Origin of the sequence: Pseudorhodoplanes sp. (assembly GCF_050250235.1) — a bacterium.
GTDB lineage: Bacteria > Pseudomonadota > Alphaproteobacteria > Rhizobiales > Xanthobacteraceae > Pseudorhodoplanes.
In genome coordinates this window covers 34,994-56,066 of sequence record NZ_JBFWPA010000016.1, presented here as the reverse complement: position 1 = coordinate 56,066, position 21,073 = coordinate 34,994, and the positions used below count along the sequence as shown (strand labels likewise).

The window sequence follows — 21,073 nt, the reverse complement described above, 5'->3', positions numbered from 1 at the left end:
CGCTGATTTGTCGATTGCGAAGCACCACAGCGGGCGCTCCCTTCTTGCCGAACATCTTCTCCGGTCAGAGTAACGAACGTGATTGCTACGGGCGTCATGGCAAACGGGAATCGCAAGGTGGCTCCGGGTTCGACTCGTTATTTCCGGTTTCCGGAAATTTTTTTCTTTTTATGACAAGCACGTTACTGACCTCGCGCCCTAAGTCAAGTCGCGACGCAGACGCCGGACAACGGCGACAGTCTGTCACCATTGGCCTCGATTAGTTTCTGTGCAGCGACGATCTGCTGCGCGTACGACTTAAGCTGACAGCAAGCAACATCGATGCGGTCGTCGAACTGCTCCGCGAAATCGACATAAAAATTTGAGCGGTCGCGAAAGCGGAGCGCGACGAGAATGCATCCCTTGGCCTACTTGAACAGGCCGCCGAGGAGCTCGCTGCCGCCGAGAACGCTCTAAACGGCGAGATCAAAGCTCAGGGAGCCGCGTGGCGTCGCCATCTTGGGAGTTGCGGACATCTTATGGCCATCGCGATCGAGGACGCCATGAATGCCCTCCTAGCATGCGATGCCTTGCGCCGGACATAACCACAGCGATCGTTACCGGCCGGCAACCGCGACAGCTCAGCGCCATGCGCTTAATGAGACTGACCGCGCAGTTGTCAGCAGATTGGTCCGCACAACGCGCGCTGCTTGGCTTTGGCTTAGGCAAATGATGGGTCCTGAACTACCCGACCATTGCAACAGGCGCACCGCGGCAACCACGAAATGGCCTCCGGGATTTATCCGCCATCAGAGGTTTCAGGGAAGAAATTAGCATGGTCGGGTATCGCCCGGCCATGCTCGTGGTCGGGTGAGCCATCACCCGGCATATCCACCTTCGTCGAGAAACCGCTCTTCCTCCTGCCGCATTTGCCGCCCTATGGCACCGGCGGCTCGAAGCCGACCCATCGCATCGGTGATTGCCTGCATCGGCAGACAGGGCGACGCGGAGAACTACATCGACGGCTACATCGATGCTGCAAAGGCGCTCGCCGAAGCCGTGATAGAAAGGAAACTACTCGGGGCTCGCGACACACTCGTTTTACCGATCCTCTACAACGCCCGTCACGCGGTCGAGCTTGTACTAAAGTTCGCGACGGAAAGGCTTGCTAACGCCGGAGCGGTGCCTCGGATCGGGATGCACAGCCATAACGTGATGACGTATTGGAGGCACGTCGAAACGGTCGGCGACGAGAAGCTGCGCGAAGCCCTAGCCCAATATGTCTGCGACCATCCTCAGGTATGAAATAGGCTAGGACCCACATGGGCTAAGCCCGTCCCTCCGGGACCATCCACGTCTGGCCGGCACTTATGGGTACGACATACTCATATGCGGCACGACACGGGGAACGACGGAAAGAGTATCGTTTGCGTCAGAGACGGCCTCACCACTGTCCACGCAACGAATGCAAACCCTGCCACCCAGTCCGATACTCGGCGGTCTCCGCCCCGGTTCTCTCGCAAACGGGAGTGTCCGCCGCGTTGTCGGGAGACAACCTACGAATTCGAGGGTAGCCTCGGCTTCTGTCGGTACGCGGAGAGACAGTTAGCGGCGAATGTCAGCCGATTTCGCCGCAGAAACCGCCATTATTTGGCGGAGACGCTCTTGAGGCGGAAATCACCAAACTGGCTGGCTGGGGCGGGAGGATTCGAACCTCCGAATGCCGGAATCAAAATCCGGTGCCTTACCACTTGGCGACGCCCCAACTCTGTCAGGAAGGGCTTCCTCATAGCCTCGCCCCCCGCTGCTCGCAACGACTAATGTCGGCAATTGCCGGCGCATTCGCGGAGCCTTTCCAGGTCCTTGTGACGCCGGGCGTTGACGCCCCGCATGCGGTAAACTAGCCGTGGATGCCGCCCACAACGCCCCGTCCTGGAGGGGGAACCATGTCCTATCGCGCGCCGGTTGCCGACATCGCCTTTGCGCTGACGCATGGCGCAGGGATGGGAGAGGCGCTGGCCTCCGGGCTGTACGGCGAGCTATCTTCCGAAGATGTCGGCGCCGTTCTCACCGAAGCCGGGCGGTTTGCCTCGGATGTCATTGCCCCGCTGAACCGGGTCGGCGACGAATTCGGCACCCCGTTCAAGGATGGACGGGTCACCATGCCGCCGGGCTGGACGCAAGCCTATCGCGACTGGGCCGCAGCCGGCTGGAACGGGCTCGCCTCTCCGTCCGCGTGGGGCGGCCAGGGACTGCCGCGCGCGCTCAACGCCGCCTGCATCGAGATGTGGAATTCCGCATCCATGGCCTTCGGCATCGGCCCGGTGCTGACCATGGCCGGCATTGACGCGCTCGCCTTGCACGGCAACGAAGCCCTGAAACAGGCCTATCTGCCGAAGCTGATCAGCGGCGAATGGATGGGCACGATGCAGCTCACCGAGCCGCAGGCCGGCTCGGATGTCGGGGCCCTGCGGGCGCGTGCCGAGCGCGCGGCCGACGGCACCTATCGAATCTTCGGGCAGAAGATATTCATTACCTATGGCGACCACGAGATGACCGACAACATCATTCATTTCGTGCTGGCGCGGCTGCCTGATGCGCCGCCCGGCACCAAGGGAATATCGCTGTTCCTGGTCCCGAAATTCATGCTCGAAGAAGACGGAAAGCTCGGCAAACGCAATGACGTGAGGGCGCATTCCGTCGAACATAAGATGGGTATCCACGCGTCCCCGACCTGCACCATGGTCTATGGCGATGAGGGCGGCGCGGTCGGCTACCTGATCGGCAAGGAACATGCCGGCATGGCCTGCATGTTCACGATGATGAACGAGGCGCGGCTCGCGGTCGGGTTGCAGGGCGTCGCCATCGCCGAACGCGCGATGCAGCAGGCGCTGCATTATGCGCGCGACCGCAAGCAGGGCCGCAGCGACGCCCCGAACGGACCCACCTCCGTCGCCATCATCGAGCATGCCGATGTGCGGCGCATGATCTTCACCATGCGCGCGCTGACGCAAGGCGCGCGCGCCATCTGCTACGCCACCGCCATCGCGCTCGACCGCTCGCATCTCGACAAGGAAAAAGTCGCCGCGAAAACCGCGCAGGAGCGCGCCGCGCTGCTGACGCCCGTCGCGAAAGCCTTCTCCACCGATATCGGCATCGAGGTCGCCTCGCTCGGCGTGCAGGTGCATGGCGGCATGGGATTCATCGAGGAGACCGGCGCCGCGCAGCATTATCGCGATGCGCGGATCGCGGCGATCTACGAAGGCACCAATGGCATCCAGTCGATCGATCTCGTCACCCGCAAGATCACGCTGAATGGCGGCGCCACGGTGAAGGCCTTCATCGCGGAGCTGCGCGACATCACAGCGCGCGTGCAGGCGACCAACGACCCGTCCTTCGGCGTCACCGCATTGCGCCTGACCGAAGCGATCGATTCACTCGAACGCGCGACCGACTGGCTGCTCGCGCGCCTCACCTCCGACACGCGTGCCGCGCTGGCCGGCGCCACGCCGTATCTGCGGATGTTCGGCCATGCCGCAGGCGGCGCGATGCTGGCGAACGAGGCGCTTGCGGCCATCCGCCTCGCGAACGGAAACAGCGCCGATCGCATCGCCACCGCCCGCTTCTTCGCCGAAAATCTCGCCGTTCAAAATGCCGGCCTCGAAAAGACCGTGACGGATGCAGCAGATTCGGTCATGTCCTCTCCCCTGCCCGGCGAAGCTGCCTGACATGACAAGCCTCGTCGACATCAGGGATGACGGCGGCATCCGCGTGATGCGGATGAACCGTCCCGACAAGAAGAACGCGCTGACCGCCGCGATGTATGACGCGATGGCGGCGGCGCTGACCGGCACCCGCACCGACCAGGCGATCCGATGCGTGATGCTGGCCGGCGCGCCGGGCGCCTTCTGCGCCGGCAACGACCTCGACGAATTCCGGCAGGCCGCGGCGGATGGCGAAGGCCTGAACGATTCCGTGCTGCGCTTTCTGCATGCGCTGGCCTATTGCGAGCGCCCGCTGGTCGCGGCGGTCGATGGCCTCGCTATCGGCGTCGGCACCACCATGCTGCTGCATTGCGATTACGTGGTCGCGTCAGCAGCCGCGCGGTTCACCACGCCGTTCGTGGGGCTTGGACTCGTCCCGGAAGCGGCTTCGACCCTGCTCGCGCCGCGCCTGATGGGGCCGCGCCGCGCCTTCGCGATGCTGGTGATGGGCGAGCCGCTCGATGCCGCGGGCGCGCAATCCATCGGCCTCGTCAATGCGATTGCCGACAGCGCGGAGGTGGAAGGACAGGCGCTCGCCGCCGCGCGCAAGATTGCCGCGCTGCCGCCGGAAGCCGTGCTCGCCTCCCGCCGCATGATCCGCGGCGAGCCGGAAGAGCTTGCCGAGCGCATCGACCTCGAAGCGGACTTCTTCCGCGAGCGGCTGCAATCGCCCGAGGCACAGGCGGCATTCGCGGCGTTTTTTGCGAGGAAGAAGTGATCGTAAGCCGTTGTCGATGCCGATCTGTCCGCAGCGTCGCGGCCAAACTTGTCCCGGCCATCCACGTCTCCAGAATAGACCCCTTCGCCTTGTCCTCGGCGCGCCCTACGACTTTATCGAAGCAACTTTCCGGACCTTATGGGAAGAGAGAGATGCAGATTGCCATCGAAGAGCTAAGGAGGTTGGGCCCCTTGCCCGAATCCACAAAGGCAGATCCGGCACAACTTGAGGAAGTTCAGAACCTCCTGGCTGAAGTAGCAACTCCTGTTTCCGATGATGACGCCAAAATTCTTGTCAGTTTGTTCGGTCCAGATGACTGTTACGGGCTGGCTTGGACTTTGCTTCACTTAGTCGATACGGCACCGGGTTGGCCAATAGAAGAATGCCTAACGGACTTTGAGAACGAATGGATACTCAGACTGAAACGAAGGGTCATCGCTCGTAGCTCGTAGGGCGCAATAAGCGAAGCGCATTGCGCCATTCCATGCCAACGTAGCGCTTCCGATTCCTTGCGACCGCGTGCAAGCGCGACAATTTTCCGAATCTGCGTCTTGTCCCCGGCGCAATGCGCTTCGCTTATTGCGCCCTACGGCTGATCCGCGGCGAGGACTATAGCGGCCGCCGCCGTGCGCATCCTCACGGCTGCGGGATGCCCTTCCGCTTCAGCCACTCCCGCATCTCGCCGATCTCGCGCCTTTGCGTGGCGATGATCTCGCGCGCGAGATGCTGGTTGCGGCTGTCCCTGCCGAATTTCAGCACGATCTCCGCCATGTCGATCGCGCCCTGATGGTGCGGGATCATGCCGAGCACGAACGCCGTGTCCGGATCGGCATTGGCGATGCCCTGCATCATCGGGCCGTGCATGCGGTCCATCGCCGCGCGATTGGCGGCTTCAGCGGTCGGCCCTGAAGCGAAATCGGCACCGTGCGGACCATGCGTGCCATGCGGATATTCCGCGTTCGGCGTATGCGTCAGCCGCGCGCCGGCCGGCACCTGCGTGTCGCCAGCAATCCCGTAGATCGCGATATGCAGTCCCCAATAGCCGGTCGCGAAGATCACCAGCGCCGCCGCGAGTCCGGCCGGGACACCGGCAAGCCCGCGCTTGAGCGCCGGAAGAAAATGCACTTCGCGGGTGTGATCGGCCGCGATGGCGACGATCACCGCCATGATCAGCGCATGGCCGATCAGGTCGGTGCGGCCGAACGGATAGACCGCCGCGGTGAAGATGACGAAGAGCGCGATGGCCGACAGCCGGCGGACCAGCGGCGTCCAGAGCAGACCGAAGCCCATCGTGAACTCGGCGACGCCCGCCATCGGCACGAACACCTCACGCGGCAGGCCGAAGGTCAGGAACGGCTTTTCGTCCACCAGCGGGTCGAACCAGTCCGGATAGGCGAACTTCTCGAGGCTCGACCACATCAGCGCGATGGCGACGCCCCAGCGCAGCGCCTCGAAACGATGCTTGCGCCATTCCGGCCTGGACGATGCCTCCAGCACCAGATAGGCGGCGACACCCAGGCCCAGCGCGAGATAGTCCAGCAGATGGAAGACGTCGTAGTCGCGCAGCGCGAGCAGCCACAGGCCGACAATGCCGGCCGCCGCCAGCGGCCGTGTCGCGCGCGGAAACACCAAAGCGGCAATCAGAAGCTGCGTCCACGACACCCAGTCGGCGGGTGTCTTGAGATCGGGCGTCAGATAGACGCCGCCGACCGCGAAGATCGCGACAAAGAAGCCGGCGATGACGATGCGCAGGAACTGGTCGAGGTGCTGCCAGAGCGGATCGGTGATGCGGTCCATGCCAGCCAGGATCGGTTCGCCGGCGCTCGATTTTTCGACCGCCCGGGTGGCGAGGAAGAACACCAGCACCAGCGCGATGCCGGTCCAGAACCAGACATTTGTGAGTGTGGCGGAGATCGGCTGCGGCGGCGCGCCGATGATGTAGGGGGCAAACCATTTCACATGGGCGTGTGCGGGTTCGGATGCGGGGAATGCGAGAGCGATCAGGCAAAGTGCGTGAGCGCGGGGGCGAGGCAATGCGGTATGGCTCACAATGCTGTCTCCTCGAGTTGACGACTGTAGCTCGCAAGACGCTTCGGTATAGAGCCAGGCCGACAATAGCGTGTCGCGGCCGGGCATGTCATGGCTCCGACTTGACTTGACCTGCGTTTCAAGACGTGGATGCCCGGTGCGAGGCCGGGCATGACCGTTTATCAATCCCCGACTGCTGGATACCAAATACGACATGACCGACAACCCCGACCTGCAGCAGGTCGTCACCGAGATTGCCGAGGAGATGCGGCAGCGGCCGGACCGCGGCGATGTCGCGACCTATATCCCCGAACTCGCGCGCGCCGACCCGTCGAAATTCGGCATGGCCGTCGTCGATGCGGAAGGCCGCGTCGCCACCGGAGGCGCTGCCGAGGACCCGTTCTCGATCCAGAGCATCTCGAAGGTCTTCACGCTGACGCTCGCACTGGGGCGGATCGGCGACCGGCTGTGGCGGCGCGTGGGCCGCGAGCCCTCGGGCAGCGCGTTCAATTCCATCGTGCAGCTCGAATACGAGAAGGGCATCCCGCGCAATCCCTTCATCAATGCCGGCGCAATCGCCGTGACCGATGCGATCCTGTCCGGGCACAAGCCGCGCGAGGTGCTCGGCGACATCCTGCGGTTCATGCAGTTCGTCGCCGACGACACCGCGATCATGATCGACGAGGCGGTGGCGGCCTCCGAGCAGCGCACCGGCTTTCGCAACGTGGCGCTGGCAAATTACATGAAGGCCTATGGCGTAATCGACAACCCGGTCGAGTACACGCTCGGCGTCTATTTCCACCATTGCGCGATCGCGATGTCATGTCGCCAGCTCGCGATGGCGGGACGCTTCCTCGCGCATCAGGGCCGCAATCCCTCGACCGGCTTCGCGGTGGTTCAGCCCGAGCGCGCGCGCCGCATCAACGCGATCATGCTGACCTGCGGGCATTACGACGGCTCGGGGGAATTCGCCTATCGCGTCGGCCTGCCGGGCAAGAGCGGTGTCGGCGGCGGCATCCTGGCGATCGCGCCGGGCAAGGCCTCGATCGCGGTGTGGTCGCCCGGCCTCGACGATACCGGCAATTCGCATCTTGGGCGCATCGCGCTGGAGAAGCTGGCGCAGCGGATGGGCTGGTCGGTATTCGGGGCGTGACATCCGCCTCCAGGATTTCGCCTGGACGCGCCTGTTACTGAAAAAAAAGCGCGCGTCCCGGCGACGCGCGCTTCGCACAGACCCGGCGCTGTGCAATCGCAGTCGGTCCAACCTCAGTTGGACTTGGTCCGCTCTTCGCGGATGGCTTCTTCGTGATACCAGGAGCTTCCGCTCACGGCCCTGGCCACGCGGGTCGTTGCGTGCGGGTTCAGGACATCGTCCGGCCGGACGGCGGGCGCAAAGCGCCCGCGCAACGGAAAGGCGATGATCTCGGCGGGTCCACGATTGAGGGTCGTCATCGGTTCGATCCTTGTGTTCGTTGTGCTCGTTGCGCCGCTAACGCGATTCAATTGGATTGGGTTCAATATAGCCCTGATGCCGCTGATTTGCTCCGCATGCCTCACATAAAATCATCGCATGCATACAATATGTGCGTTCGCGGTTTTGCCGCTTTGGCCGTCAAAAACGCGGTGCACACAAAGTGCTGTGCCGCAGCATTTGCCGCACGGGTGGTCACTCTGCGTCGATTGGCACACAAAATGCTTCGATCGGTCCCATTGCCGGAGCCGGGCGCGAGCCGGCACCCGATCTTTACCATCGGGCCACGTCCTCCGCGTCGACAGATCAAGAGAGACCCAAGAGAAACCAAATGGCAAAGTTCAAGCTCGAGTATATTTGGCTCGACGGTTACGCGCCGGTTCCGAACCTGCGCGGCAAGACTCAAATCAAGGAATACGACGTCTTCCCGACGCTCGAGCAGCTCCCGCTCTGGGGCTTCGATGGCTCCTCCACCATGCAGGCGGAAGGCCATTCGTCGGATTGCGTGCTGAAGCCGGTCGCCGTCTATCCAGACGCCGCGCGCAAGAATGGCGTGCTGGTCATGTGCGAAGTGATGATGCCGGACGGCGTCACCCCGCATTCGACCAACAAGCGCGCCACCATCCTCGACGATCCCGGCGCCTGGTTCGGCTTCGAGCAGGAATATTTCTTCTACAAGGACGGCCGCCCGCTCGGCTTTCCCGAATCCGGCTATCCCGCGCCGCAGGGACCCTACTACACCGGCGTCGGCTACAAGAATGTCGGCTCGGTCGCCCGCGAAATCGTCGAGGAGCATCTCGAGCTCTGCCTCGCGGCCGGCATTAACCACGAGGGCATCAACGCCGAAGTGGCGAAGGGTCAGTGGGAATTTCAGATTTTCGGCAAGGGCTCCAAGAAGGCCGCTGACGAAATGTGGATGGCCCGCTACCTGATGCTGCGGCTGTGCGAGAGATACGGCATCGACATCGAGTTCCACTGCAAACCGCTCGGCGATACCGACTGGAACGGCTCGGGCATGCACGCCAATTTCTCGACAGAATACATGCGCACGGTCGGCGGCAAGGACTATTTCGAAGCCATGATGGCGGAATTCGAAAAGAACCTGCACGACCACATCGCCGTCTATGGCCCGGATAACGACAAGCGCCTGACCGGCAAGCACGAGACCGCGCCGTGGAACAAGTTCAGCTACGGCGTGGCCGATCGCGGCGCTTCGATCCGCGTTCCGCACTCCTTCGTCAACAACGGCTACAAGGGCTATCTGGAAGACCGCCGTCCGAACTCGCAGGGCGACCCCTATCAGATCGCCTCGCAGATCCTGAAAACCATCGCCGCGGTTCCGACCGGCGCGAAGGCCGCGGCGGCGTAGCTTGCGGAGCAACACGGGCTGCACGTGCGAACGCGCACCCGTCTCATTGACACATTGATCCTGATGTCAGCGGGATCGATGTCCGGCGGGGGAGGTACTTGGTCGTCCCTCCCCCGCCTGTATTCCGGATGCGTTGCGATGCGAACAGCTCGATTTCGCTCATTTTGCCGCGGCGACCGGCCGGAAATACAGCGCCTCGCTTGACAGCGACCCGTAGGTGAATGGCTCCTGGTCGTTTCCGGTCCGCGCCAGGACGTCATCGCGCACCTTCCGAAACAGCAGATTGATCTCCAGGCCGGGCGCTTCGAGATGCCGGATCAGCGCCGAGACGTAGGGGCTGTTGCCGCCGGTGCCGTCAAGTGCGACCTGCCCATCGCGCGCGGCGAACGCGACAAGCGTGGATCGCTGCGGCTCGACTGCCGCCAGCCCGCGGCCGAGCGAGCGCGTCGCGAGGCTGCGCGTCATCGTCTTCACGAACGGATTGTCGCGGCAGGCGTCGAGAATGGCGAGCCTGAGCCGGCGCGCCCCGTCCACGGCGTTGAGCACGTGCTCCATTGCCACGGCCTCAAAACTCACGTCACGGTCCGAGACAAGCCTGGCATCGACCGGGATCAGGTAGTTGATCCCGCCGATTTGCAGCCCGTGGCCGGCGAAATAAACCACCGCCCAGTCGGCTTGCGCCGCATCGGCCGCAAACTGCCGCAGTGCCTCCACAAGCTGCTCGCGGGTGAGATCGAACTTCAGATCGACCGACTTGAAGCCGATGCGCTTCAGTGTGGCTGCGAGCGCCTGCGCATCGGCGCGCGGATTGGCAAGCGCGACATTGTGCCGGTAGGCCGAATTGCCGATCAGCAGCGCGATCCGGTTCTCAGTGACCGGCGCAAGCGCCCGAGGCCTGTCGGGACTCGCCGGATCGGCATTGACGAGCTTCGTCTCGGACCTGAAGCCTGACGCGATGTCGCGCTCGATCCGCGCGATCTTCTTGTCGATGCCCATCGACTTGCCGGTATCGGGATCAAGTGATAGCGCCGTGCGGAAATCCGCAAGCGCCTTCTCCATGTCGCCTTTTTCGTCATGGATGCGCGCGCGCAATTCGTAGGCCGACTGGTCGCGCGGCGATATGCGGATCGCCTCGCTGTAATCGGCGATGGCGCGGTCGAGGTCACCCTTGCTGTGCCAGAACGAGGCGCGCAGGATGTAGTCCCCGTGATCGCGACTGCCGACCCGGATTTTCGCCGTCATGTCGGCGATCGCCTTGTCGAATTCGTGCTTGCTCGCATGCAGATTGGCGCGATTGTGATATCCGTCGGGATCGTCGCGATGAGACGAGATGTAATCGCTCAGCGCGGCGATGGCTTTGTCGAAATCACCCTTGTTCCGGTAGGCTTCTGCAAGACCGAACAGCGCGTCTCTGGTCGGAGATTGCTGGGCGGCCTCGCGGAAATCGGCGATCGCCGCATCGGCCTGGCTCGCGGACAGGTACCAGGTGCCGCGCATGATCAGCACGCGCGTCCTCTCGTCATGCTTGATTGCGGGCGATGCGAGCAGCCGCGTGCAGGCCGGAATCGCGGTGTCAGAATCGCCGCCGCCGTAGCTTTCGAGACAGTCGCTGCGATCCTGCTTGCGGACCGGACCGGCGACGGAGGACGGGCGCTGAGCGGTGCCGTCCTGCCTGCTTACGGCGCCCTGGTTGCTTTTTAGCGTGGCGTGGAGCCTGTCGCGTTCTTCTCGATAGTTACTGCGGCCTGGTTCAATCGAGAGCGCCTCCTCATAGTCGGCAATCGCGCGCTCAATGTCTCCCTTCCGGGCGTACAACTCTGCGCGCGCACCATATGTGTCAGAAAAGCGATGCGGCGCACGTTTCGCGTATTCCGTATAATCGGCGATTGCCGCATCGATATTGCCGAGGCCGCGATTGGCTTCCGCACGCTCCTTGTAGATCAAGGCGTCCGTCGATCCGAACAATATTCCGTCCGTCGTGGGCCGCGGAGGCAGTGCGAGCGCCTTGTTCAGATCGGCGAATGACTGCGCGAAATTCTTCCTGTCGAGCATGATCCTTCCGCGCTCATGATAGGCTTCTGCATACACCGTATTGCCGCGAATCACCTCGTTGAAGTCGGCCAGAGCCTTGTCGTAGTCGAGCAAGCCGCGGTACCAAATGCCACGGGTCACGAGCAAGAGCTCACGTTGCGCGGCGGTGAGATTTCGGCGGGCCAGCAACCGGCTGCAGGCTTGAATGGCCGCAGGTCTGCTGGTGCAAGACGTCAGGTTTTGCGCGCCGGCCGGCGTGACGACCGAACCCAGCACCGCAATGCTTGCGACCATGACGAGACCGAGAATCGAGACGCGGCGCATGAGCATCTCCCGACAATAGGAGCGCAAATTCGGGCTTCCGGCGGAGAACACCGCATCTGCGGCGATTGCAGCACGCATCATCAACCCTCCTCACGGGTGGCCGGCCTGCTGATCCGTGGTCGCCTGCAATGCTAGCCAGGTTCACCCCGCGACGCGATGTCGCAAAGCGTCACAACGACTTCAACCCCGCCTCGATCTCGGCGCGGCGCTTCTCCAGAAACGGGGGCAGCGCCAGCGTCTCGCCGAGCGTTTCCAGCGGCTCGTCGGTGGCGAAGCCAGGCCCGTCGGTAGCGATCTCGAACAGGATGCCGTTCGGCTCGCGGAAATATAGCGATTCGAAATAATAGCGATTCACCTTGCCGCTGTTCGGAACCCGCAGCTTGCGCAGCCGCTCCGCCCATTCGTCGTATTCGGCGCGATTGGGTGTGCGGAACGCGACGTGATGCACGCCGCCCGCGCCGGGCTGAGCCGCCGGCAGGTTGGGCCGCACCGCGACATGCAATTCAGCGCCAGGACCGCCCTCGCCCATCTCGTAGACATGCACGATGTCGGAATCGGAATCCGGTACCGGATAATCGCGCACATGCCGCATGAACATGAGTTCGCGCAGCACGATGTCGGTCGCGGCGCGATCCGGCACGCTCATGGTGATCGGCCCGAGTCCGCGAATCTGATGCTCCGCCGGCACCGGGCTCTTGTGCCAGGGATGCGCTTCGCCGGCTCCTCCGTCATCAATCAGGCTCAGCCGCTGCCCCTCCGGATCTTCGAAATCCAGCGTGAAGCGGCCGTCGCGTTCGCCGATCTCGCCGACCCTGACCCCGGCTTCGGTCAGACGGCGGTGCCACCATTGCAGCGTGTCGTGGCCCGAGATCCGCAGACCGGTGCGCGTGATGGTGTGGTTGCCGCGACGCTCCGGCGACGCCGGAAAATCGAAGAAGGTGAGATCGCTGCCGGGAGATGCAACGCCGTCGCCGTAGAACAGGTGATAGGCCGAGACATCGTCCTGGTTCACGGTCTTCTTGATCAGCCGCATCCCCATCACCTGCGTATAGAATCGCAGGTTGCCGGGCGCGTCGGCGGACACCGCGGTGAGATGGTGGATGCCGGCAAGTTGCATGAGATGGTTCCGCACAACGATGCGGCCGGCCCTCGCGGCTGGCCCAAATATTTTACATAGGCGGGCCGATCCAAAAGGAAAGCCCCTTGCCGCTGCCGACCGTATGCGGCTCTTGCGTTGACTCGGACCGCGGCAGGCTGTCCCATCGCTAAAGGCGGAGATTTCACCATGTCACTCAAGGGCAAGACCCTTTTCATCACCGGCGCATCGCGCGGCATCGGCCTTGCCATCGCCCTGCGCGCCGCGCGCGACGGCGCCAACATCGCGATCGCGGCCAAAACCGACCAGCCGCACCCGAAACTCCCGGGGACGATCCATACCGCCGCGGCCGAGATCGAGAAGGCCGGCGGCCGCGCCCTGCCGCTGCATGTCGACGTTCGCGACGAGGACCAGGTGAAGGGCGCCCTCGCCCGCACCGCCGAAATCTTCGGCGGGATCGACATCGTGGTGAACAATGCCAGCGCCGTGCAGGTCACACCGGTCGAACAGACCGACATGAAGCGCTACGACCTGATGAACGGAGTCAATGCGCGCGGCACCTTCATGGTGTCGAAATTCGCCATTCCCTATCTTGAGAGGGCGCAGAACCCGCACATCCTGATGAACTCGCCGCCGCTCGACATGAAGGAGAAATGGTTCGCGCCGCACACCGCCTATTCGATGGCGAAGTTCGGCATGAGCATGGTGGTGCTGGGACTTGCCGGCGAGTTGCGGCCGAAAGGAATCGCAGTGAACGCCCTGTGGCCGCGCGCCACCATCGCCACCAGCGCGATCCAGAACCTGCTCGGTGGCGACCAGATCATGCGGATGTCGCGCAAGCCGGCGATCATGGCGGATGCGGCCTACGCGGTATTCAGCAAGCCCGCACGCTCGTTCACCGGGCATTTCCTGATCGACGATACCTTTCTCTATGGCGAGGGCGTGCGCGATTTCGAGCAGTACCGGGTCGATCCGAGCATGCCGCTGGCCGAGGTGTTTTTCACGCCGAGCGAACCGCCGCCGCCACCGGGCGTTGTCATTGACGCAAGGCGCGATATCCGTGACCTTGAAGGCTCACGCCCGAAATCCTGAAAGCCCGGACATTCCGTCGCAATGACAACGCTGCTCATCAGCCATCCCGCCTGCCTCAATCATCTCACGCCGCCCGGCCATCCGGAGCGGCCGGACCGGTTGCGGGCGATCGATCGCGCGCTGGAGAACGAGAAATTCGCCATTCTCGCGCGCGAACAGGCGCCGATGGCGGAACTCGGCACCGTCGCGCTGGCACACCCGATGGACTATGCCGAAGCGATCCGCGAAGCCGCGCCACGCGAGGGTATGGTGTCGCTCGATGGCGATACCTCGATGTCGCCCGGCTCGCTGGAGGCGGCCTTGCGCGCGGTCGGCGGCGTCGTGCTTGCCGTCGACGAGGTGGTCGGCAAGCGTGCCGTGAACGCGTTCGTCGCGACCCGCCCGCCCGGTCACCACGCCGAGACCGTGCGCCCGATGGGCTTCTGCCTGTTCAACAATGTCGCGATCGCCGCGCGCCACGCGCAGAAAAAGCATGGGCTTACTCGCGTTGCCATCATCGATTTCGACGTGCATCACGGCAACGGCACCCAGGAGATTTTCTGGAGCGACCCGACCGTGATGTACTGCTCCACCCACCAGATGCCGCTTTATCCCGGCACCGGCGCCAAATCCGAGCGCGGCGACCACGACAATATCGTCAACGCGCCGCTGCGGGCGGGCGACGGCGGCGAGCAGTTCCGCGAGGCGATGGAGTCCGTGATCCTGCCGCGGCTCGAGGCCTTCGGACCGGACCTCGTCATCATTTCGTCCGGGTTCGACGCACACATGCGCGACCCGCTGGCGAGCCTGAATTTTACCGAGGCCGATTTCGCCTGGGCCACCAAGAGGCTGATGGAACTGGCCGATCGCAAGGCCGGCGGCCGGGTGGTCTCGGCGCTCGAGGGCGGCTATGACCTGCAGGGGCTGGCCAATTCCGTCGATGCGCATGTCACCGCGCTGATGAGGGGGTAGCGCGCCGCGGGCCGCCCCCAACGGCTTGCCTCGGCAAGCGCCCCGGAATGGCTATAATCGATCAAGAATCACAACAGGACCGACATGGCCGAGAACAACCATTCCGACGTGACCAGCATGCCGTTCGAGCGCGCGATCGACGAACTCGAATCGATCATCAAGCGGCTCGAAGAGGGCAAGGTGCCACTCGCGGAATCCGTCGAGATTTACGAGCGCGGCGAGGCGCTGAAGCGCCGCTGCGAGGAATTGCTGAAAGCCGCCGAAGCGCGCGTGGACAAGATCACCACCGGCGCCGACGGCAAGGCCAAGGGGACGACGCCGCTCGATGTGAAGTAGGCGCGTCGGCGCCTCCACAAACTCCGCTCATCCCCTTGAACGCACGCCGAGCGCCTATTTCTTCCGATACACAATCAGCGTCTTGAAATCGGCAACGCGCTCCACCGGCTTTTCCTTCTCCCAGACCGGCAGGATTTCCGCAGTGGCCTCCTTCCCCATCGAATTCCTGTAGAAGATCAGATAGCCGCCCGATCGCGTCTTGTCGGTGAACAGGTCGAGTACCTGACGGTCGGTCTTGCCGCCATATTCGGGGCTTGCGGTATTCGGATAGAAGAACTCGCACAGATGCACCATGGTGACGATGTCGAAATCCGGGAGCAGCCGCGGGTTGGTCAGATAGATGTCGCCGAAATAGGCGACGTAGCTCTTCGCCACGCCGGAATTGGTGGACACCAGCTTGATATACGCCTCGTATTCCTCGATCGAGGCGGTGATCGCCAGCACCGCATTGTTCGAGCCGTTGCGCGCCTGCTCGATACCGACGACATGATGCGTCCCGGTTCCGAAATGAAAGATCGTCTTGTTCTTGAGACCTTGCTCGGCAAGCCATTCGTTGAAATGCACGTCGCAGGGACACACGTCCTCGTGCAGGTCCCATTTGTCGGTCCAGTAATTCATCTGCAGCATGGCATGTCCCCGCTGAATGGTCCTGTTTCGCTAGCTCAAGCCGGCAGGGTTGCCAAGGGGCGCACCTGGGTCATGTTCTCGTCGCGGCACAATTCGATGACTTTCGGGTGGTATTCGCGCAGGACCTCGCGGCGGTCGATGGTCAGCACCACGGTTCCGGGCAGCTTTTCGAGCAGCGTCAGATACAGTTCGCAGCCGGAGGCATCGGAGAGGGCCGCAACCGGCTCATCGAACAAGAGCACCCTGGGCTTGCGGATCAGCGCGCGCGCGATCCCGACCCGCTGCTGCTCGCCGCCCGAGAGCAGCACGTTCCAGTCGGCTTCCTCGTCGAGCCGCGGCACGAGATGCGGCAAGCCGACCGTGCGAAGTGCCGCAACGATTTCCGATTCCGGCACGGCATTCTGCTCGCTGGGATAGGCCACCGCCGTTCGCAGCGTGCCGAGCGGGAAATAGGGCCGCTGCGGCATGACCAGCACCTCGCCGTCGCTGGGAAATTCGACGCGTCCGGAGCCGGACGGCCACAGCCCTGCCAGGGCACGGAACAAAGTGGACTTGCCGCATCCCGAAGGCCCAGCAATCATCAGCCGGTCGCCGGGCTTGAGCGCCATCGCCGGAAAACCCGAAATGTCCGAACCGTCGGGCAAGCTTATCGACAGGCGGGACAGTTCGAGATCTTCCCCGCCGTCGCGCCCGACCACGATGACGCCTTCGGTCTGCGCGCGGCTCTGGTCGACTGCCACCATCGCATCCTCGAAGCCCGCGAGACGATCGACCATCGCCTTCCATTCCGCGATCTTGGGATAGGCGCTGATGCAGAAGGCGAAGGCGCCCTCCACCCGCGTGAAGGCGAGCGAGGCCTGCATCAGGGAGCCGAGCGGGATCGCGCCGAGAAGATAGGCGGGGCTGACGATCAGGACCGGGACCACGGTCGAGGCCTGGCCATAGGCCGCGACAAATCCGACAAGGCGCGTCTGGGTCGCCACAAGCCGGGTCCAGTTCGCGACCAGGTTCGAGAACCGATGATGAAGCTCCTCCCGCTCCACCGGCTCGCCCTGCATCAATGCGATGGGCTCGGAATGATCGGCCGCGCGCACGATCGCAAAGCGGAAGTCGGATTCGAAGCGCTGCTGGTTGAAATTGAGGGGGATCAGCCGCCACCCGATCCAGTGCGCGAACAGGGTGCCGAGACCGGCATAAAGCAGCGCCGACCAGATCAGCCAGCCGGGGACGGTGCCCCCGCCGAGGCCGGGCACCGGTGTCGTGGCCGACAGTCCCCACAGGATATAGGCGAACGACAACAGCGCGACCACGCTGCCGAGCAGGCCGGTTGCAAGTTCATGCGTGCGCTGGATGAAGAGATAGACGTCGCTGGCGATGCGCAAATGGATGTTGTCGACCTGCGGCGCCACCACGCGGACGCGATAATGCCGGCCCTGTGCCATCCATACCGAAACGTAATTCGCGGTCAGCCAGCGCCGCCAGCGGATCTGCAACGTCTGGCCGAAGAAATATTGCGAGGCCCCCGCCAGAACCGCGCCGATCACGATCAGTCCGAAGAAGATCAGCTCCTCGTGAAATGACTCCCAATCCCGTCGCTCGAGCGCATTGAAAAACCGCGCATTCCAGTTGACCGCCGCCACCGCCACATAGACCAGCGCCAGTTCCGCCCCGACCACCGCCATGAGCAGAAGCCGCGCGGTCCAGCGCTCTTCGGAGCGGAAATACGGCAGCGCCAGCCGCAGAAAGGTGCGCAGCGCCACAACGATCCTGTCCATCGGCAACCTCGTTTCGCCCGCTTCCCGCGGGACCGCCGGTGCCTGCGCGCCGGCCGCTGATTCGCGTATGAACACCGCCACTTCCACTCATCAGCGGTTGGAATGGAAGCGGGCTGATTTCCAACACTTTTCGCCTTTATCGCGCGGGTCACGCAAGCTTCACATGCCTGAGCCAAAGGCTGAAGCGCCGAAGACTTCGTCGCGGCGCGCTCAGCCACCACGCCTGATCCGATGACATTGGAAACCACCCTGGCCGCCGGGGTCCCCGTCCCGGCCAATACTGCGTCACGCTGGCGCACCGAGCTGACCGAAACGGTCCGGCTCGCCTGGCCGATCGCGCTGACGCAACTCGGCCAGATCGCGATGATGACCAGTGACCTTGCGCTGCTCGGGCGGCTCGGGGACCATGTCGTGGCAGCCGCCGCGCTCGGCCATACCGTGCTGTTCGTGGTCTTCGTTCTTGGCATGGGCCTGGTTTCGGCGGTGGCGCCTCTCGCCGCGCAGGCCTTCGGCGCGCGCGATCCGCGCATGGTGCGCCGCGCGCTGCGGGTCGGCTTATGGGCCGCGACCCTCCTCGGCATCCCGCTCAGTCTGGTGCAGCTTTACGGCAGGGACATCCTGCTGGTCCTCGGACAGACCGAGGAGGCGGCGACACTCGCCGCGCGCTATCTCTATGGCCTGGCCTGGTGTCTCATCCCGTCCTGGTGGTTCATCGCGCTGCGCGGCTTCATGGGCGCGGTGAACCGGCCCGAGCCCGGCCTGTGGATCACGCTCGCCGCCATCCCAGCCAATGCGGCCCTCGCCTATGCCCTGATCTATGGCGAGTTCGGATTGCCGCGGCTCGATCTGCTCGGCGCCGGCATCGCGACCACCATCGTCAATCTCGGCATGTGCATTGCCGCCATCTGGGTCTGCTATTCGCTGCGGCCGTTCAGGAAGTACCAGGTCATGGGCCGCTTCTGGCGCCCGGACTGGCCGCTGTTTCGCAAGCTGCTGGTCATCGGCTCGCCGATTTCCGGCACCTTCCTGCTGGAATACGGCGTGTTCGCAGCGGCCGGACTGATGATGGGCTGGATTTCCACCACCGCACTCGCCGCCCACCAGATCGCACTGCAGATCGCCTCCATCATGTTCATGGTGCCGTTCGGCATTTCCATGGCGGCGACCGTGCGTGTCGGTCACGCGGTCGGGCGGCGGGACAGCGCCGGCACGCGAACCGCGGGCTTCGTTGCGATCTGGCTTGGCGTCGGCTTCATGTTCACCATGACGCTTGTCGTGATCGCAACGCGGGAGATGCTGCCTGTCGTATTCCTCGGCTCGGTGACGAGCGAAAACGGCCAGACCGCGGCGCTCGCGGCGACGCTGATGATCGTCGGCGCGAGCTTCTTCATCTGCGACGGCGTACAATCCATCGCAGCCGGCGCGCTGCGCGGGCTCAATGATACGCGGATCCCGCTGCTGTTCTCGTTCATCTGCTTCTGGGTGATCGGGTTCACCGCCTGCTACGGACTGGGCTTCACGCTCGGTTATGGCGCTTTCGGCGTCTGGATCGGCTTGTCGCTTTCGGTGATCGTCTACGCGGCGATGCTGGTGACCCGTTTCCACATCCTGACCAGCCGCGGTTACATGCCGGACGTGCCGGGACCAGCGCACTAGCGTCGTGACCGATTGGCCGCGTATCGCGATCTGATCGCGTAGATGACGCCGATCGTCAAAGCACCCAGGATCACGACATACGCCGGAGCGCCGTAACCCAGTCCCTCCGCCACCAGCCCCACGACAAGCAGGCCGATGATCCCTAGAACCGTGCCAATGATCTTCGTCCGGCCTGGCCGCCCCATATACGACTGGTAGGCCCAGAATGTCGCGAGCCCCAATACCGGAATGAAGAGCACCAGATCGACGCGGATGTTGCAGTCCGCATCGCACAGGACGCCATTCGCCACCAGATACTCGTAGCACGCGTAGAGCGCCCACAGGATGCCCGACACGATCACGGCCGGACGAGGCCGCTGCAATGCCGCGACGGCGTGAATCAAGGCTACCGCACCGGCGGCGATCGCGAAGAGATACATCGTACTTCCTGGAGTGACTCGAAAATCATGTCAGTTCGGGCGGAAGTTCGAGCCCGAAATAGGCCTTGGCGATCTCAGGCGCGAAGAAATCGGCCTGATGCGACGCGTTGTTCTTGAAGGTGGCGAGGTCGCGGAAAAAGCGTTGCATGGGCTGGCCATCGAGCGCGTTGGAAGAGCTCGCCGCGCGAAAGAATTCGAGCCCGGCCTCCCAGGCCAGGCGGATGATCTGGTGGTGCATCCCCAGCATCTGATAGGCCTTGAGCAAGGTGAAGGGATCACCCGAGACCTCGCGCTGCGCGTAATCCATATAGAGCTGGCCGGTGTGCATCAGCAGCGCCTCGGCCGACATTGTCATCGACATGCCGAGCCCGAATATGCGCTGGAAGTCGGGATGCTCAATCTTCGGCAGATCGGGGCCATGATGGGCGCGCGAGCCGCGGATGATGCGCTCGTATTCCGCCATCGCCGCCTTGGCCGCGCCGACCTGGGAACAGGCGAGAGAGCCGCCGGCATAACCCCTGAACTGACCGGCGTAGAGCGCGTTCCTGTGGAGGCGCCAGCCCGGTGTATCGGGTCCTCTTGGCCGGAACCTGCTGAGCGGCAGGGCAAAGTCGCCCGGGATCCAGCCATCCTTGACGACGATGGTGTTGGACCCGCTGCCCTTGAGGCCGAGAATGGCGCCCCAATCGTCGAGCACTTCGTATTGCTCGCGCGGTATCACGATCATCATGCGCTGGTCCGGGGCGCCTTCGAGATGCGCGCCGCCCAGAAGATGCGTGGAAAAAGGTGCGCCCGAAGCGTAGGGAAACTTTCCACGAATCCGATAACCGTCGCCATCCGGCGTCGCGACGCATTGCGGCTTGGCGCGTGCCGGAATTGAGCCCGGCGCGATGAAGTGGCCCTTGCCCGGGCCGAACAGACGCTCCTGCGCCGCCGGCTCGAAATACGTTCCGACATGAAGCGCGTGGCTGGTGCCGAGCGCGAGACACCAGCCAATGCCGGGGTCGGCAGTCGCGATTTCCAACATGACACGATAATAGGTCGGGAAGTCGAAGGCATAGCCGCCGAAACGGCGCGGGACGAAGATGCGATAGAAGCCGGCGTCACGGAATTTCTCGTGCAACGCGTCGGAGTAATAGCCGCGCTTTTCCGACGCCGCCGCTTCTTCGCGGACCGCCGGCGCCAGCGCCCTGGCGCGAGCAATCAGTTCTGCCGAAGAGAGATCGGGATCAGGCGCGGAAACGGTGTCCATCATCGCTGTGTCGATCGGATCTTGGAGATTTTTCATCGGCGCCGTCATTGAACCGGCAGACACCACCATAGCCCTTTCATCAGCGCAACCTGGAGTCCGTCGTCAGTCTAGCCATTCAGCCCCGGAGCGCGTTCGTCAAAGCGGGCTTGCTCTCGCAGGCCCGATCCGGGCATGACAGTTGTGCC

The 21,073-nt window shown here is 63.6% G+C and carries 18 protein-coding genes and 1 tRNA gene; 10 read left to right on the top strand and 9 right to left on the bottom strand.

Annotated elements, in window-relative coordinates; translation table 11 throughout:
- Positions 1–954: 954 nt before the first annotated feature.
- Complete coding sequence (locus tag AB7F49_RS10030; protein WP_428521837.1) at positions 955–1,284, top strand: hypothetical protein; 330 nt, start codon at positions 955–957, stop codon at positions 1,282–1,284.
- Between the two features lie 385 nt (positions 1,285–1,669).
- On the opposite strand, the gene AB7F49_RS10025 is transcribed toward AB7F49_RS10030, so the two are convergent.
- Positions 1,670–1,744 (bottom strand) — tRNA-Gln (locus tag AB7F49_RS10025).
- Between the two features lie 181 nt (positions 1,745–1,925).
- Between AB7F49_RS10025 and AB7F49_RS10020 the strand changes: the two genes are divergently transcribed.
- The 3 genes from AB7F49_RS10020 (at position 1,926) to AB7F49_RS10010 (ending at position 4,913) form a co-directional block, all read left to right on the top strand.
- A complete protein-coding gene (locus AB7F49_RS10020; RefSeq protein WP_428521835.1) occupies positions 1,926–3,707 on the top strand; it encodes an acyl-CoA dehydrogenase in 1,782 nt (593 codons plus the stop codon).
- A gap of 1 nt (position 3,708) precedes the next feature.
- The gene (locus AB7F49_RS10015; protein WP_428521833.1) at positions 3,709–4,461 is read left to right on the top strand and encodes a crotonase/enoyl-CoA hydratase family protein; all 753 of its coding nucleotides are present in this window, start codon (positions 3,709–3,711) and stop codon (positions 4,459–4,461) included.
- Positions 4,462–4,613: 152 nt separating this feature from the next.
- Entirely contained in the window at positions 4,614–4,913 is a 300-nt protein-coding gene (locus tag AB7F49_RS10010) for a hypothetical protein (RefSeq protein ID WP_428521831.1), read from the top strand.
- A 184-nt stretch (positions 4,914–5,097) separates the two neighbouring features.
- Here the strand turns inward: AB7F49_RS10010 and copM are convergent, their stop codons facing one another.
- Positions 5,098–6,420, bottom strand: coding sequence for a CopM family metallochaperone (gene copM, locus AB7F49_RS10005; protein ID WP_428521829.1), 1,323 nt, complete (start codon positions 6,418–6,420; stop codon positions 5,098–5,100).
- Between the two features lie 283 nt (positions 6,421–6,703).
- On the opposite strand from copM, the gene AB7F49_RS10000 reads away from it, so the two are divergent.
- Positions 6,704–7,642 (top strand): glutaminase, encoded by a 939-nt coding sequence (locus tag AB7F49_RS10000; RefSeq protein WP_428521827.1) that lies wholly within the window; start codon positions 6,704–6,706, stop codon positions 7,640–7,642.
- 113 nt (positions 7,643–7,755) lie between these two features.
- Here the strand turns inward: AB7F49_RS10000 and AB7F49_RS09995 are convergent, their stop codons facing one another.
- Positions 7,756–7,941: a DUF2735 domain-containing protein gene (locus AB7F49_RS09995; protein ID WP_428521825.1), complete on the bottom strand. Its 186-nt coding sequence runs from the start codon at positions 7,939–7,941 to the stop codon at positions 7,756–7,758.
- Between the two features lie 350 nt (positions 7,942–8,291).
- Here AB7F49_RS09995 and AB7F49_RS09990 point away from each other — a divergent pair, with 350 nt between their 5' ends.
- Positions 8,292–9,329, top strand: coding sequence for a glutamine synthetase beta-grasp domain-containing protein (locus AB7F49_RS09990; RefSeq protein WP_428521823.1), 1,038 nt, complete (start codon positions 8,292–8,294; stop codon positions 9,327–9,329).
- Positions 9,330–9,488: 159 nt separating this feature from the next.
- Here the strand turns inward: AB7F49_RS09990 and AB7F49_RS09985 are convergent, their stop codons facing one another.
- Both AB7F49_RS09985 and AB7F49_RS09980 read right to left on the bottom strand, forming a co-directional pair.
- Positions 9,489–11,765 (bottom strand): caspase family protein, encoded by a 2,277-nt coding sequence (locus tag AB7F49_RS09985; RefSeq protein ID WP_428521821.1) that lies wholly within the window; start codon positions 11,763–11,765, stop codon positions 9,489–9,491.
- Positions 11,766–11,853: 88 nt separating this feature from the next.
- Complete coding sequence (locus tag AB7F49_RS09980; protein WP_428521819.1) at positions 11,854–12,801, bottom strand: ring-cleaving dioxygenase; 948 nt, start codon at positions 12,799–12,801, stop codon at positions 11,854–11,856.
- Positions 12,802–12,969: 168 nt separating this feature from the next.
- Between AB7F49_RS09980 and AB7F49_RS09975 the strand changes: the two genes are divergently transcribed.
- The 3 genes from AB7F49_RS09975 (at position 12,970) to AB7F49_RS09965 (ending at position 15,159) form a co-directional block, all read left to right on the top strand.
- Positions 12,970–13,872 carry an SDR family oxidoreductase gene (locus AB7F49_RS09975; RefSeq protein WP_428521817.1) on the top strand — a complete coding sequence of 301 codons (903 nt, stop codon included), beginning with the start codon at positions 12,970–12,972 and terminating at the stop codon, positions 13,870–13,872.
- Positions 13,873–13,893: 21 nt separating this feature from the next.
- On the top strand, positions 13,894–14,823 hold the full coding sequence (locus tag AB7F49_RS09970) for a histone deacetylase family protein (protein WP_428521816.1): 930 nt from the start codon (positions 13,894–13,896) through the stop codon (positions 14,821–14,823).
- 84 nt (positions 14,824–14,907) lie between these two features.
- Positions 14,908–15,159 carry an exodeoxyribonuclease VII small subunit gene (locus AB7F49_RS09965; RefSeq protein WP_428521814.1) on the top strand — a complete coding sequence of 84 codons (252 nt, stop codon included), beginning with the start codon at positions 14,908–14,910 and terminating at the stop codon, positions 15,157–15,159.
- Between the two features lie 54 nt (positions 15,160–15,213).
- On the opposite strand, the gene AB7F49_RS09960 is transcribed toward AB7F49_RS09965, so the two are convergent.
- Positions 15,214–15,786 carry a hypothetical protein gene (locus AB7F49_RS09960; protein ID WP_428521812.1) on the bottom strand — a complete coding sequence of 191 codons (573 nt, stop codon included), beginning with the start codon at positions 15,784–15,786 and terminating at the stop codon, positions 15,214–15,216.
- 35 nt (positions 15,787–15,821) lie between these two features.
- Complete coding sequence (locus AB7F49_RS09955; protein WP_428521810.1) at positions 15,822–17,561, bottom strand: ABC transporter ATP-binding protein/permease; 1,740 nt, start codon at positions 17,559–17,561, stop codon at positions 15,822–15,824.
- Positions 17,562–17,792: 231 nt separating this feature from the next.
- Here AB7F49_RS09955 and AB7F49_RS09950 point away from each other — a divergent pair, with 231 nt between their 5' ends.
- A complete protein-coding gene (locus AB7F49_RS09950) occupies positions 17,793–19,217 on the top strand; it encodes an MATE family efflux transporter (protein WP_428521808.1) in 1,425 nt (474 codons plus the stop codon).
- On the opposite strand, the gene AB7F49_RS09945 is transcribed toward AB7F49_RS09950, so the two are convergent.
- Positions 19,214–19,636, bottom strand: a complete 423-nt coding sequence (locus AB7F49_RS09945) for a hypothetical protein (protein ID WP_428521806.1) — start codon at positions 19,634–19,636, stop codon at positions 19,214–19,216. The genes AB7F49_RS09950 and AB7F49_RS09945 overlap by 4 nt on opposite strands.
- Positions 19,637–19,661: 25 nt before the next feature.
- The gene (locus AB7F49_RS09940; protein ID WP_428521804.1) at positions 19,662–20,924 is read right to left on the bottom strand and encodes an acyl-CoA dehydrogenase family protein; all 1,263 of its coding nucleotides are present in this window, start codon (positions 20,922–20,924) and stop codon (positions 19,662–19,664) included.
- Between the last annotated feature and the right edge of the window lie 149 nt (positions 20,925–21,073).

Bases quoted from the DNA above. Each gene is read 5' to 3' on its own strand.
- AB7F49_RS09975 (WP_428521817.1), top strand. From the start codon at position 12,970: ATGTCACTCAAGGGCAAGACCCTTTTCATCACCGGCGCATCGCGCGGC.
- AB7F49_RS09990 (WP_428521823.1), top strand. From the start codon at position 8,292: ATGGCAAAGTTCAAGCTCGAGTATATTTGGCTCGACGGTTACGCGCCG.
- AB7F49_RS10015 (WP_428521833.1), top strand. From the start codon at position 3,709: ATGACAAGCCTCGTCGACATCAGGGATGACGGCGGCATCCGCGTGATG.
- AB7F49_RS09970 (WP_428521816.1), top strand. From the start codon at position 13,894: ATGACAACGCTGCTCATCAGCCATCCCGCCTGCCTCAATCATCTCACG.
- AB7F49_RS09995 (WP_428521825.1), bottom strand. From the start codon at position 7,941: ATGACGACCCTCAATCGTGGACCCGCCGAGATCATCGCCTTTCCGTTG.
- AB7F49_RS09960 (WP_428521812.1), bottom strand. From the start codon at position 15,786: ATGCTGCAGATGAATTACTGGACCGACAAATGGGACCTGCACGAGGAC.
- AB7F49_RS09955 (WP_428521810.1), bottom strand. From the start codon at position 17,561: ATGGACAGGATCGTTGTGGCGCTGCGCACCTTTCTGCGGCTGGCGCTG.
- AB7F49_RS09965 (WP_428521814.1), top strand. From the start codon at position 14,908: ATGGCCGAGAACAACCATTCCGACGTGACCAGCATGCCGTTCGAGCGC.
- AB7F49_RS10000 (WP_428521827.1), top strand. From the start codon at position 6,704: ATGACCGACAACCCCGACCTGCAGCAGGTCGTCACCGAGATTGCCGAG.
- AB7F49_RS09940 (WP_428521804.1), bottom strand. From the start codon at position 20,924: ATGAAAAATCTCCAAGATCCGATCGACACAGCGATGATGGACACCGTT.
- AB7F49_RS09985 (WP_428521821.1), bottom strand. From the start codon at position 11,765: ATGATGCGTGCTGCAATCGCCGCAGATGCGGTGTTCTCCGCCGGAAGC.
- AB7F49_RS10020 (WP_428521835.1), top strand. From the start codon at position 1,926: ATGTCCTATCGCGCGCCGGTTGCCGACATCGCCTTTGCGCTGACGCAT.
- AB7F49_RS09980 (WP_428521819.1), bottom strand. From the start codon at position 12,801: ATGCAACTTGCCGGCATCCACCATCTCACCGCGGTGTCCGCCGACGCG.
- AB7F49_RS09945 (WP_428521806.1), bottom strand. From the start codon at position 19,636: ATGTATCTCTTCGCGATCGCCGCCGGTGCGGTAGCCTTGATTCACGCC.
- AB7F49_RS09950 (WP_428521808.1), top strand. From the start codon at position 17,793: ATGACATTGGAAACCACCCTGGCCGCCGGGGTCCCCGTCCCGGCCAAT.
- AB7F49_RS10010 (WP_428521831.1), top strand. From the start codon at position 4,614: ATGCAGATTGCCATCGAAGAGCTAAGGAGGTTGGGCCCCTTGCCCGAA.